Genomic DNA, 13,042 nt, shown 5'->3' with positions numbered 1-13,042 from the left:
AGCCATGCACCTCCACCACAGCGACACCTTCCCCGAAGCCCACGCCCACGGCCCCGGCGGTTCCTCCTCCCGTCCTGACGGCCGTCGCCGCGCCCTGCGCATCGGCCTGGGCGGGCCGGTCGGCTCCGGCAAGACCGCCACCGTCGCCGCCCTGTGCCGCGCGCTGCGCGAGGAGCTGTCCATCGCCGTCGTGACCAACGACATCTACACCCGCGAGGACGCCGAGTTCCTGCTGCGCGAGGCCGTCCTGCCCGCTGAGCGCATCACCGCGGTCCAGACCGGCGCCTGCCCGCACACCGCCATCCGCGACGACATCTCCGCCAACCTCGAAGCCGTCGAAGACCTGGAAGAACACCTGGGCCCGCTCGATCTGATCCTCGTCGAATCAGGCGGCGACAACCTCACCGCGACCTTCTCCACAGGCCTGGCCGACGCGCAGATCTTCGTCATCGACGTCGCCGGCGGCGACGACATCCCCCGCAAGGGCGGCCCCGGCGTCACCTCCTCCGACCTGCTGGTCATCAACAAGACCGACCTCGCCCCCTACGTCGGTGCCGACCTGGAAGCCATGGCACGCGACGCCGAGACCCAGCGCGGCCACCGTCCCACCGTCTTGACCGCGGTCAAGACCGACGGCGGCATCACACCTGTGGCCGACTGGATCCGCCGGCGCCTGGCCGCCTGGACCGCGGGCCCCGCATGACACTCGCGCCCTCTGCACCCACACCGGCCGGGCGGTCCGCGCCGGGTGTGCATGCCACCGCCCGCATTCGGGCGACCCACGCGGGCAACACCACCGCCCTCCCGCTCCTCGCCGGTGACGGCCCTTTCGACCTGCGCCGCGGCCGCTCACACGGCAACCAGGCGCGGGTGTGCGTCCTCGCCGCCATGAGCGCCCCCCTGGGCGGCGATCGGCTGCGCATCGAGGCCACCGCCGAGCACGACGCACACCTGCACATCACCTCCGCCGCCGCCACCATCGCCCTGCGTGGCCCCACCACCGAGCACGCCACCTACGACGTGCACCTGACCGTTGCCGAGCGGGCAAGCCTGCACTGGCTGCCCCAGCCGCTGATCTCCGCCGCCCGCAGCAACCTGCGCCAGAGCTGCACCATCGACCTCGCCCCGACCGCACGACTCCTCCTACGTGAAGAAATCGTCCTCGGCCGCGCCGGCGAGCCGCCGGGCCGGCTGGCCACCCGCCTCACCGTCCGGCGCGACAGTCGCCCCCTGCTGGACCAGCAGGCGATGTACGGCCCCGGCGCACCCGGCTGGGACGGCCCCGCCGTCCTGGCCGGCCACCGCGCCGTCGGCCAGATCCTCATCATCGATCCGGCCCTGCAGCCGCAACCGCCCCACGTCCGGCTGCTCGGCGACGACCCGGAAGCCGGCCAGGCCCTGCTGGCCCCCCTGGCCGGGCCCGCCATCCTGATCACCGCCCTGGCCCCGGACACCCTGCACCTACGCCGCCTGCTGGATGCGGCGCACCCCACCCCGTGAACACCTCACCGCATCGCCCCAACCTGGTGCACTGAACGGCTCCACTGGGTTGTGCAGGATCAGCTCCCTGTTCCTGGCTGCGGGGGTCGTCGGCCTGGGTCCACTCGGCGTCGACGCGCATGGTGGTCCTGCGCTCGTCGTCGTACGGGTCCCGGCCAGGGGCGCCGGTCCTGGCGAACCGGACCCGGATCTCGCGCATGCGGGGCGGCGCGATCCGCGGGTGACTTGCCGGGGCCGACCGGAGCGCCGCTCCGCCGGATCTCCTCACCCGATGACAACGGCCGCTCCCGCCCGAGGGCGGTAATGGTGTGATCGATGGCGAGGGCGTAGGCGCGCTGCGTGTTCGGGATGGCCAGCTGGGCACTGTCAGAGCCTTGCCAGTCAGCCGCCGGCTGCCCACTCCGTGTTCAGTACGCGAGTTCGTCCTTTGTGGTCAGCGAGTCCGGGTCAGGGTGCTGGGTGCTCCGGGCGGCCAGGCTCTGCCGCCACTGCTCCATGGCCTTCCCGAGGGACTCGGTCACGAGGTGAAGGAATTCGGCGGAGGACTTGAAGCGGGCGCCCGCCGGGGTTGCGACCCCGAGAATCTCGGCTCCGCGCTGCGACGCGGCCTCCAGGGCGTCGTTCGTCTGCACAGCCGCAAGGGTGGACCGGAGCCAGATCTCATCGTCGATGACATAGCGTTCGCGGCGCCCGCCGGGAACCCGCTCCCGCGTGAGCAGTCCCTGCTGTTCGAGGAAGGTGACGGCGTGCGAGATCGACGCCGGGCTGACGCGAAGCCGCTGGACCAGCTCGGCGGCGGTGAGGGCGCCGGAGTCGGTGATGTACAGGCAGGCCAGCACCCTGGCCGTCATCTGGGGGAGCCCCTGCTGAACGAGGAGATCGGTGAAGGACTCGGTGAAGTCCTGAACCGCTCGGGGGTCACGCCCGTGGTCGCCGTGGGGGACCGGCGGCGCCGGAGACTGAGCCTGCTTGCGTCGGCGCGCACGGTGGCGTGTGGCCTCGTGCGCCCGGTCCGCCCCGTAGCCGTCGGGGCCGCCGTTGCGGGTGACCTCCCGCATGATGGTCGAGGCGGGCCGCCCGAGAAGCCGACCGATCTCTGCGTATCCGAGTCCCTCGGCCAGCCCCGTAGCGATGCGCTGCCGGTCCTCATTGGTGAGCCTGCCTCCGGGCATCGGTGCTTGTTTCCTCTCGCTCGACATGCGCGAAGCTCGGCGCCCGCGTACCCCGCTGCACAGTATGCATTCACGCGCAGTCCATTGCAATTCTGACCCTGATCACCCATTGCGTTCAGCATCACAATCATTGCAATGCGCGCTCTTTGGTCCGCAAGAGCAGGGGCAATGCTCTTCTTTGCTTGTTGACTGATGTGTAAACGCAATGTAGTGTCGCAGACGTTCAGGGATTCCCGAACACATGCGGCGCCGGTGGCGCATGACCGAGCCCCGGCTCGCCGAGGCCATGGGTGCCACGCCGGGACGGGCTCGCAGAGATCGAACATTTGAGGCAGGGAGCTACGTGATGGACACAAGCAACAGCGGCTTCTCCGCGGCAGGGCTGCGCAGGCTGCGCGAGGTGCTGACGCGGCATGTCGACTCCGGGAAGATTCCCGGGCTGGTCGCCCTGGTCAGCCGGGGCGGTGAGACGCACGTCGAGGCGATCGGGACGATGCGCCATGACGGCGGCCCGCCGATGAGCCGGGACATGATCTTCCGGATGGCCTCGACGTCGAAGCCGGTTTCGATGGCGGCCGCGATGGTGTTGCTGGACGAGTGCAGGCTGCGGCTGGATGACCCGGTCGATGCGTGGCTGCCGGAACTGGCCGACCGACGGGTGCTGAAGCGGAGCGACGGCCCGCTGGACGACACCGTGCCGGCGCGGCGGCCGATCACCGTGCGGGACGTGCTGACCTCCACGTTCGGGCTCGGCATGGACATGACGTCGCTCGGCACCCCGATCATGAACGCGATCTTCGAGCAGGGGCTCACGCCCAATCTTCCGGTGCCGATGCCCGGGCCGGATGAGTGGATGCGCCGCCTGGGCACGCTCCCGCTGATGCACCAGCCCGGACAGCGCTGGCAGTACCACATCAGCAACGATCTGCTCGGCGTGCTGGTGGCCAGGGTCACCGGCCAGTCGTTCGAGACGTTCCTGCGCGAACGCGTCTTCGACCCGCTGGGGATGAAGGACACCGGGTTCCACGTGCCCGCCGACAAGATCGACCGGCTGCCGACCCTGTACGCCCCCGACCCGCAGACCGGACAGTTCCTCGTGTGGGACGAGGCCAAGGGGGGACGCCACAGCCGGCCTCCGGCGTTCCAGGGCGGTGGCGGCGGTCTGGTCTCTACCGTCGACGACTACCACGCCTACTTCCGGATGCTGCTCAACGGCGGGATGCACGGCAGCGAGCGGATCCTGTCCAGGCCCGCCGTCGAGCTGATGACCACCAACCGCCTGACGCCCGAGCAGAACGCCGCCCGCAACGCCATGGCCCTCGACAACGTCCACATCTCGCACGGCCAGGGGCAGCACGGCGGCTGGGGCTTCGGGATGGCGGTGCGCACCTACCGCGGCGACTACGCCCCCGTCGGCCAGTTCGGCTGGGACGGCGGGAGCGGCACCGCGACCTACGCCGACCCGGCCAACCAGCTCACCGGAATCCTGCTCACGCAGGTCGGGGCGTCCACCCCGGATTCGACGCGGCTGATCCACGACTTCTGGACCATGCTCTACCAGGCGATCGACGACTGACCCCGCGCCCTCGCCCGGTAGGCCGGCCCTCACCCCGCATTCCACCATCCGCCCGTTCCATCGAATTTCCTGACAGCTTTGAAGGAGCACACCACCATGTCCATCACCCTGACCGACCAGGACAAGTCCACCCTGCGCACCGCCGCCTACGGCGCCGTCTCGCTGCTGGCCGCCGCCGATGCCACCGGCAAGCCCCACAAGGTCGCCACCGAGGGCTCCATCGCCCTGGCCTCCGCGACCGGCCTGGTCGGCCACGTGCTCGCCGAGAAGACCAGGGACATCACCCTGGACGGCAAGTCCGTGGCCGCGATCGCCGACCACGTGCTGCCGGCCCTGACGGCCGCCATGAGCCTGCTCAAGAAGCAGGATCCGGCAGAGGCCGACAACTTCCGCAGCACCGTCCTGGTCGCCGTCGAAGCAGCCGCCCGCAACCACCAGGGCGAGCCCAGCCCCACCCTGGCCGAGATGACCCGCAAGATCACCGCAGCCCTCGACGCCGCTTGATTGCGATGTCCCGGGGCCTCCGGTCACCGGGACGCGGCGGCGTGCCGGGGCAGGGAGGGGGCGAGCCCTGCCAAGGCGGCCACGCCGGCTCGCTCGCCCCTTGCCGACGCCCGCCGGCATGGACGTTGCGGAGTCAGCTCGCCGTCCTGGAACACGGTGTCACCCGGCAGGGTGTCCGCTGCTGTGCGGGAATGCTGCCAGCCGCGCCTAACGGGTGATCTCCATCTGGGCCATCATCCCCATCTGGGAGTGTTCGAGCAGGTGGCAGTGGTAGAGGAAGCGCCCGGTGTAGTCGCCGAAGGTGGCCTGCACCCGAACCGACTCCCCGGGCCGGATGTGCACGGTGTCCTTGCGGCCCGTCTCGCCCGGTAGCGGCGGGTTGCCGTCGCGGTCCAGCACCCGGAACTGCACCAGGTGGGTGTGGAAGTTGTGCGGCACCTGGTACTCGACGTCGCCGTTGGTGATGCGCCAGATCTCGGTGGTGCCCAGCTTGATCTTCGCGTCGATGCGGTCCGGGTCGAACGGCCGGCCGTTGATCAGGCCCATCGGCACGTCGCCGACGAACCCGAATCCGAGCACGACCTCGCGGGTGGCGGTCGCCTCCGGCAGGGGAGGCAGCTCCCGCAACCGGTCGGGTACGCGGCTGTTGTCGCGGGCCCGCCGTACGACGTCGAAGCGGAGCACCGGCCCGGTCGTGTCGGCCAGCACCAGCTGGGTGCCCAAGGGATGGCGGGAGAAGTCGACCACGATCTCGACGCGCTCGCCGGGGCTGAGCAGCAGCGTGCTCCGCGGCACCGGGGCGGGCAGCAGGCCGCCGTCGGTGGCGATCTGCGTCATCTCGACTCCGCCCAGGCTGAGGGTGAAGTCGCGGTGGGTGGAGACGTTGAGCAGGCGCAGGCGGTACTTGCGCGCCGCGACCGGGAAGTACGGCGAGGGCTTGCCGTTGGCCAGGAGGGTGGTGCGGTACTCGGGCTCGGCGAAGACGAGGGCCCCGGACTCGTCGAAGGCGGCGTCGCGAAGCAGGATCGGGATGTCGTACTCGCCGCCGGGCAGCCCGAGATGCCGCTCGCTGTCATCTTCCAGCAGGTAGGCGCCGTGCAGGCCGCGGAAGACGTGCTCGGCCTCGGTGTGGTGGCTGTGATCGTGGTACCACAACGTCGCGCCCTGCTGCCGGTTGGGATAGTTGTAGAGCTTGGCACCCCCGGGCTGGATGAGGTCCATGGGGTGGCCGTCGCTGACGGCCGGCACGTGCCCACCGTGCAGGTGCACGTTGGAGGGCGCCTCCAGGCGGTTGCGGAAGGTGATCAGGGTACGGCGCGCACTCTTGGCGCGGATGGTCGGACCGACGAACTGGTTGCCGTAGGAGAGCACGGGAGTCCGGACACCGGGCAGGATCTCCGCCTCGATCTGGCGGATGGCCAGCTCATAGACATCGGCTTCGGGCAGCTGGGCGATCGGCCGCAGCACCTGCGGCACGGGCATGCGCGCAGAGAAGGGGGCGACCGGCGCCCGGGTGGAGACGACGGTTTTGGGGGAGGTCGAATGGTGCGTGTGGCCGGGGCCGGGCGGGGTTTCCCGGGTCACGGCCGATGATTCCAGCGCCTTGGGCAACAAGACCGCCGCCCCTGCGACTCCGCCGAGCGTGAATAACTTCCTGCGACTCAGCATTTCCACCCCAATCACTGCAGAAGCTGGAGAGCCATATCTTGCGCGCGGCGACCCCGCATTTCGGCGATCTCGCAAGACCTCTTGCAGCATTCGTGGGTGTGGCGGCGGCGGCAGACGGGGGGTTCCGGCCGGCCGTTCCCTGGTCGAGCCCGCCAGGTGTTCCACGCCACGCTGGATGTGGACGTAGTGGGGTTGTCGGTCGTTGATGGTGTTGATCAGTGACCGAGGGGTGGGTTGGGCATGTCCGGTTTCATGTGCGACGCCATCGTGAGCATGAGCGCCTGTGGCGCAACCGGGAGATCTTGCTTCTGGCCATCAGTCGGCCTGGCTGTGCCTCGGGGGTGAGGAACCGGCGGACAGCCGTTGGCGCTGAGAAGGATCAAGAAGGGGTGTGGCCGGAACACGGCAGAAGCGGGCCGGGCGTCATCTGAGAGCGCACGGCAGCATCAACACCAACAGCCCCGCCGAGCTCGCTCAGCGGGGCTTCTTCACGCCGTCTTCTTGCACATCGCGGATGGCAGCGTCCTGATCATTTTGAGTGGCAACCAACACCATGTGGGCCTGTAAGCACCACCACAGGAACGTCCCTAGAACCTTCGATTCGGGAGGCTCGACAGCCGACGGGCGGGGCTCGGTCGTCAGCTGTCGAGTCTGGCCGCTTGCATGGCGCGCAGCCGCCGCATGAACAGGACGGTGACGATCGCCGCCGGTAGGACCAGTGTGTGCACGACCGCGCTGGCCCAGGTCACCCACGTGATTTCGTACCTCCCGTATTCCTCTTCGAGGAGTGTCGTCCCATCGATCCAGTACAGGGGCCAGGTCAGGAGGCAAGTGACCAGGCAGAAGAACCACCATGTGTGCAGGAGACCGGCCGGGGCGGTCGTGCCATCGCGTCCCGGCGGGCTGGAGGCGTGCCAGACGTCGTCGGCGATCTGCTTGGGCAGCCACAGGTTGCCGATCGGGACGAGCCAGCCATACACGGCCATGGAGGGCCCGTAACGCAGCTGGCCGGGCGCGAGCCGTTCGGCGATGACGCGTACCCGGTGGAACCACAGCAGCCACGCCGCCACCAGTCCCAGGCCGAAGACGTTCTGAGCCACCCACATGATGGTGGTAGCCGGCTCGTAGTGATCCTCTACCACGTGGAAGCCCCACCCCATGTTGTAGAGGAGGTAGCCCTGGTGGACCACCGTGGTCACCGAGATCAGGGTGAACAGAGCGAGCAGCCCGTAGACGGTGAAGGCAGGCCATCGCGGTTCGCTGCCGTGGCGTCGGCGGCGTTCGTTGACCAGTAGCGGCTGGGGTGCGCGCGGCTGACCCGGTTGGGCGGACGGCGGCGCCATCGCCTGTGGGCCGCCGCTGCCGGTGGTGGCCGCGTCGTGCAAGGCGGTCAATGCCATGGTCCGGCGCTCAGTGATGACCTGAGTGAGCGGCTCCGGCAGCCACTGTCGCTGGCCGGGCGCGGCGAGCGTGGCGAGGCGATCCAGCACATGCGGCAAGCCCGGCCGGGCGGCGGGGTCCTTGGCCAGGCAGGCCGCCACCAGAGCGGCCAAGGAGGCGGGCACTCCCTGAAGATCGGGGTCGGCGTGCACCACGCGGAAGACGACCGCGTGGACGGGCCCCGTTCCGAAGGGGCTGCGGCCGGTCACGGTGAAGGCGAGCACGCAGCCGAGCGAGAACACGTCCGAGGGCGGCCCGACCTCCCGGGCCATGGCCTGTTCGGGGGACATAAACGCGGCGGTGCCCAGCACGGTGGAGGTCTGGGTGTGGCTGGTGGCGTCCAGGGCGCGGGCGATGCCGAAGTCGATCAGGCGAGGCCCGTCCTCAGCAAGGATGACGTTGCCGGGTTTGAGGTCGCGGTGCACCATCCCACAGGCGTGCACGGCGGCGAGTCCTTCGGCCAGCCCGGCTCCCAGCACTGCGGCCGACTCCACAGGAAGCGGCCCGTGCTCGTCGACGGCTTGGTGTAGGGAGGGGCCCGGGATGTACGCGGTGGCCAGCCACGGCTGGGCGGCGTCGGTGTCGGCGTCCACGACCTGGGCGGTAAAGAACCCGCCGACCTTGCGGGCAGCGTCCACCTCGGCAGCGAAGCGGCGCCGGAAGTCGGCGTTGTCGGCCAGTTCGGGGCGTACCACCTTGACGGCCACCAGGCGCCCGCCCGGGGAACGGCCCAGGAACACCTGTCCCATCCCGCCCCCGCCGAGCCGTGCGTGCAGCCGATAAGGGCCCATGTGGGGCGGGTCGCCGTCGCGCAGGGGGCTGGCCATGGCATCGCTTCCGTTTGGGTTCCTTGCCGGTTGGTATTGATGATCCCAAAAGGTGCGCTTCCTGGCGGAGTTTTAGCGCCTGAAACCGGGCAGCCCTCACCTCTACCGCTGGTTGAGAACGGGTGTTCCGTAAGGGGATCCCCCGCCGGAACACCCGCCAGTCGAGACTGCCCGAACCCGCCCGGCGTTCCATCCGCCGCCGGTACGCCGAGGGTGAGGTGTCCCTGGCCGACCTGGCCACCGAGTACAGCGTCGGACGCTCCACCATCCACCGGATCATCCACGGGCCAGAAGCCTCCAGGTAGGGCGATCACACGGCGAAACCGGACGTCACCCATCGTTCAAGATCATTCTCGCCGCCAACCACTGTTCCTGGGTTCCTCAACCCCGTGCCTGTCCCTGTCGGTGAAGATGGCAACCAGCAGGCCGACGGGTAGTCCGCCTTCGCGGGGATGGCGGAAGGGCTGGTCAAGGTGGAGGCGGTAGCGGTTGCGGCGGCCGTCGCGTTCACGGGTCAGGTAGCCGGTCTGGGCCAGGTCGTTGATGATGGTGTGCACGGCGCGTTCGGTGATGCCCAGCTTCGCGGCGATGTCACGCTGCCGTGCCTCGGGGTTGCGGGCGAGCTCCACCAGGACCCGGGCGTGGTGGGTGAGAAAGGTCCAGACCGCGCGACGGTCGTCGGATGAGGTCACGGCTCCCCGCCTTCTGCGCCGGCTCTCCTGCTTGTCGGAAGGGACAGCAGGGACTCTTTTCCTGAAGATTTTATGCTGAATCGCTGTTCCCGTATTGAGCTTCATGCATGCCTGAGCGAGGCGAACATGGCCAAGTGATCCCAGGTGAAGGCTGCGGGTTGGTGACGGTAGAAGATCGATCGGATCGCTCCGGTTGATCACCGGGAGGGCGCCCGTCACGGTGACCGTGTTCCGAGTGACGTGAGTCACATGGCAACGGCCCTCCCGGTATCGATTGGCGGCGAGCTCGGGAGGGCCGTGCGAGCGTGCCCGGAGGCACCTTGATCACGGTAGAGGTCGACGCGGCTGAGGTCGAGCGGCGATTACGAGCAGGACAGATCACGTGCCCGTCGTGCGCGGGCGTGCTGGCCGGATGGGGCTTCGGACGTCGACGCCGGCTGCGGGGCATGGGCCAGGCGCTGATCGAGGTCCGGCCGCGGCGGGCGCGATGCCGCTCGTGCGCGCGGACGCACATGTTGCTGCCGGTCACGGGGCTGCTGCGGCGGGCCGACGGGGTCGAGGTGGTCGGGGCCGCGTTGGAGGCGAAGGCCCGGGGAGCAGGGCATCGGCGGATCGCCGCCGGCCTGGGCCGTCCGCCGTCGACGGTTCGAGGCTGGCTGCGACGGTTCGCCGCGTCGGCAGGGCAGGTGCGGGCGGACTTCACCACGGTGCTGGTGCGGGTGGCGGGCAGCACGCAGCTGGTCCTGCCCGCGGCCGCAGAGAGCGAGTTCGCCGACGCGGTGGCCGCCGTCGTCGCCTTGTCCATGGCAGTCGGGCGCCGTTTCGCCGAGCGCTCCTTCGTCGACACGTTGTCCCCGTGGCTGGTGGCCTGCGCGGTGACCGGCGGCCGTCTGCTGGCGCCGCCCGGACGAGGCGAGTTGATCAACACCAGTGCGCTCTTGGGAGCAGTGATGTGAGCGCGGCACCATTCCCGGTGATCTTTGTCGTCGATCACGAGGGAGTGGTGCGAGGGTGTCGAAGGCCGATGAGGAGGCGCGTCGGCGAGCCGAGCGCGCCCAGAAAGTGGGGCTGTGGCGATATCAGCTCATCCGGGAGGCGGCTGATCCGGAGCTGACGACCCGGCAGCGGGGCCGGCTGGTGCGGGCGCTGGCCGAGAGCACGCGTGAGGGCCCGTTCGGGGAACCGATGCTGGTGTCACGGGGAACGATCGACCGGTGGATCCGCGACTGGCGAGAGGGCGGGTTCGAGGCGCTGGTCCCGCACCCGCGTAACGTGACGCCCCGGACGCCGGAGCAGGTGCTGACTCTGGCGGCGGCGCTGAAACGGGAGAAGCCGGAGCGGACCGCAGCGCAGATCGTGCGGATTCTGCGGTCCACCTCGGGCTGGTCGCCGTCTGCGCGGACGCTGATCCGGCACTTCGACCGGCTGGAGCTCAACACCCGCCCCGACGGTCAGGCGCCGCGCGCGTTCGGCCGGTTCGAGGCCGACCACCCCAATGACGTCTGGACCGGAGATGCTCTTCACGGCCCTAAAATCGCAGGTCGCAAGACGTTTCTCTTCGCGTTCATCGACGACCACAGCCGTCTGATCGTCGGGCATCGGTGGGGCTATTTCGAAGACACCGTCCGCCTGGCCGCCGCGTTGCGGCCGGCGCTCGCGGCGCGCGGCGTCCCGCAGATGATCTACTTCGACAACGGCAGCGCGATGGTCGACGCCGCGGTGAAACGAGCTGCGGCCCGCCTCGGCATCAAGATCGCGCATTCGGCGCCGGGCCGTCCGGAAGGCCGGGGGAAGATCGAGCGGTGGTTCGGCGAGGTCAGGCGCCAGTTCCTGGTCGAGATCGCCGGGGATGGGGAGACCTCAGGCACGAAGGTCACCAGCCTGACCGAGCTGAACAGGCTGTTCACCGCCTGGGTGGAGACCGCATATCACCGGCGCATCCACTCCGAGACCGGTCAGACACCCCTGGACCGATGGATGGCAGGCTGCGCGGACGCACCGTTCCCGACCCCGACCCCGGCGGCGCTGACCGAGGCGTTCAAGTGGAGCGAACGCCGGCAGGTTCGCAAGACCAGCACGGTCCAGCTGTTCTCCAACTTCTATCAGGTCGACGCGTCCTTGATCGGCCGCACCGTCGAGCTGGTCTTCGACCCGTTCGACCTGAACATGGTCGAGGTCCGCTGGAACGGCAGGCCGCAGGGGATGGCGGTCCCGCAGGCCATCACCCGCAACGCCCACCCCAAGGCCAAACCAGAGGTGCCGGCGGCGCCCGAGCCGGCCTCGACCGGCATCGACTACCTGCGGCTGCTGGAGACCAGCCACGACCAGCATGTGGCCACCGGCATCAACTACGCCGCCCTGATCGACCCCCGTCGGCAAGCCCTCTGACCAGGGCAGCGGTCACGATGTTGACGAAGAACAGCCCGGCGATGATGCGACATGACCGGCCAGGACGACACCCAGCCCGGCCCCGACCCCGACCCCGACCCCGCTCCGGCAGTCGACACCGGCCCACCCCAGCCCCTCGACCGGCCTGTCTTGCAGGCCGAACCGGGTCTGACGCCCCCCGTTCCTGAACCCTCCAACGCCCGCAGCACCGCCCGGTCCCGGCAGCGAGAAAGTGACGACGACTCTCCCATGATGGACAAGCTCCAGGGCTACTTCGGCTTGTCGAAGACCCCGTTCGGGCGGGGCCTGGCCCCCGCCATGCTGCACCGCCACGCCGCCCACTCCGAAGCCATCGCCCGCATCGCCTGGTGCGTCGCCGAACGAGCGCTGGGCGTGGTCACCGGCGAAGTCGGCGTCGGCAAGACCGCCGCGACCAGGGCCGCGATCTTCGGCCTCGACCCGGCCCGGCACATCGCCATCTATCTCGGCAACCCCGACGTCGGAGTACGCGGTATCCACACCGCCATCGTCACCGCCCTGGGCGGGGTCCCCAAGAACCAGAAGGCCACCCTGATTCCCCAGGCCAGCGACATGCTGGCGACCGAACAAGCGGAGCGGGGCCGCACCCCCGTGCTCGTGATCGACGAGGCGCACATGCTGGCCCACGACCAGCTCGAATCGGTGCGCATGCTGACCAACTTCGACATGGACAGCTCCTCTCCGTTCGCCACATTGCTGATCGGCCAGCCCACGCTCAAGCGCAAGATCAAGCTCGGCGTGCTGGCCGCCCTCGATCAGCGCATCTCCGTCCGCTACCACATGACCGGGATGACGACCGAGGAGACCGCCGACTACATCCGGCACCACATGACCCTCGCTGGCCGCTCCGACCCGCTCTTCAGCGACGACGCCATCGCCCTCATCCACGAGACCGCCCGCGGCTATCCCCGCTCGGTCAACAACCTCGGACGGCTGTCCCTGCTGGCCACCTACGCCGCCGGCAAGACCATCGTCGACGAGTCCGCCGCCCGCACCGCTGTCAACGAATCCGCCGCGCCAGAGTGAGCATCACCGCGCCAGCCTGGACACCACGACCCCGCCTGAGCACCCTCGGCGGGGTCGTTCCACATATGGCCATGCTCAACGTCGGTGTCACCTTCATCAACATCTTGAGTGACCGCTCACACCAGGCCGGGAGTGACACGTTGCATGGGCTGCACCCGCCCGGCCGGGCGCCAACCTGCCCGCCGAGGGGATCGGTCAACACCTGGCGGG

At 69.5% G+C, this 13,042-nt stretch carries 12 protein-coding genes; 8 read left to right on the top strand and 4 right to left on the bottom strand.

Features of this window, described 5'->3' with window-relative positions; all coding sequences use genetic code 11:
• Positions 1-4 precede the first annotated feature (4 nt).
• A complete protein-coding gene (gene ureG / locus ACWEVS_RS28065; protein WP_354908816.1) occupies positions 5-703 on the top strand; it encodes an urease accessory protein UreG in 699 nt (232 codons plus the stop codon).
• A gap of 47 nt (positions 704-750) precedes the next feature.
• The gene (locus ACWEVS_RS28060) at positions 751-1,500 is read left to right on the top strand and encodes an urease accessory protein UreD (RefSeq protein WP_452554025.1); all 750 of its coding nucleotides are present in this window, start codon (positions 751-753) and stop codon (positions 1,498-1,500) included.
• Positions 1,501-1,907: 407 nt separating this feature from the next.
• Here the strand turns inward: ACWEVS_RS28060 and ACWEVS_RS28055 are convergent, their stop codons facing one another.
• Positions 1,908-2,672, bottom strand: a complete 765-nt coding sequence (locus ACWEVS_RS28055) for a helix-turn-helix domain-containing protein (protein WP_452554024.1) — start codon at positions 2,670-2,672, stop codon at positions 1,908-1,910.
• 346 nt (positions 2,673-3,018) lie between these two features.
• On the opposite strand from ACWEVS_RS28055, the gene ACWEVS_RS28050 reads away from it, so the two are divergent.
• Both ACWEVS_RS28050 and ACWEVS_RS28045 read left to right on the top strand, forming a co-directional pair.
• Positions 3,019-4,248, top strand: coding sequence for a serine hydrolase domain-containing protein (locus ACWEVS_RS28050; protein WP_452554023.1), 1,230 nt, complete (start codon positions 3,019-3,021; stop codon positions 4,246-4,248).
• Between the two features lie 96 nt (positions 4,249-4,344).
• On the top strand, positions 4,345-4,752 hold the full coding sequence (locus ACWEVS_RS28045; protein ID WP_452554022.1) for a hypothetical protein: 408 nt from the start codon (positions 4,345-4,347) through the stop codon (positions 4,750-4,752).
• Positions 4,753-4,959: 207 nt separating this feature from the next.
• Here ACWEVS_RS28045 and ACWEVS_RS28040 read toward each other — a convergent pair whose 3' ends face one another.
• Complete coding sequence (locus ACWEVS_RS28040; protein ID WP_452416040.1) at positions 4,960-6,234, bottom strand: multicopper oxidase family protein; 1,275 nt, start codon at positions 6,232-6,234, stop codon at positions 4,960-4,962.
• Between the two features lie 824 nt (positions 6,235-7,058).
• Positions 7,059-8,687, bottom strand: a complete 1,629-nt coding sequence (locus ACWEVS_RS28035; RefSeq protein ID WP_452554021.1) for a protein kinase domain-containing protein — start codon at positions 8,685-8,687, stop codon at positions 7,059-7,061.
• Between the two features lie 122 nt (positions 8,688-8,809).
• Between ACWEVS_RS28035 and ACWEVS_RS28030 the strand changes: the two genes are divergently transcribed.
• The gene (locus ACWEVS_RS28030; protein ID WP_452554020.1) at positions 8,810-8,992 is read left to right on the top strand and encodes a sigma factor-like helix-turn-helix DNA-binding protein; all 183 of its coding nucleotides are present in this window, start codon (positions 8,810-8,812) and stop codon (positions 8,990-8,992) included.
• 42 nt (positions 8,993-9,034) lie between these two features.
• Here ACWEVS_RS28030 and ACWEVS_RS28025 read toward each other — a convergent pair whose 3' ends face one another.
• Positions 9,035-9,379, bottom strand: a complete 345-nt coding sequence (locus ACWEVS_RS28025; protein ID WP_452554019.1) for a helix-turn-helix transcriptional regulator — start codon at positions 9,377-9,379, stop codon at positions 9,035-9,037.
• A gap of 320 nt (positions 9,380-9,699) precedes the next feature.
• Here ACWEVS_RS28025 and ACWEVS_RS28020 point away from each other — a divergent pair, with 320 nt between their 5' ends.
• Genes ACWEVS_RS28020 through ACWEVS_RS28010 form a run of 3 tightly spaced genes read left to right on the top strand, consistent with a single transcriptional unit; the run spans position 9,700 to position 12,832 of the window.
• On the top strand, positions 9,700-10,335 hold the full coding sequence (locus ACWEVS_RS28020; protein ID WP_452554018.1) for a hypothetical protein: 636 nt from the start codon (positions 9,700-9,702) through the stop codon (positions 10,333-10,335).
• Positions 10,336-10,390: 55 nt separating this feature from the next.
• Entirely contained in the window at positions 10,391-11,767 is a 1,377-nt protein-coding gene (locus ACWEVS_RS28015) for a DDE-type integrase/transposase/recombinase (protein WP_452554017.1), read from the top strand.
• A gap of 51 nt (positions 11,768-11,818) precedes the next feature.
• The gene (locus ACWEVS_RS28010) at positions 11,819-12,832 is read left to right on the top strand and encodes an ExeA family protein (protein WP_452554016.1); all 1,014 of its coding nucleotides are present in this window, start codon (positions 11,819-11,821) and stop codon (positions 12,830-12,832) included.
• Positions 12,833-13,042: the final 210 nt, after the last annotated feature.

The organism is Nonomuraea sp. NPDC003754 (genome assembly GCF_053605785.1).
The sequence above is the reverse complement of the archived record's forward strand: the minus strand, read 5'-3'. Positions and strand labels throughout refer to the sequence as shown.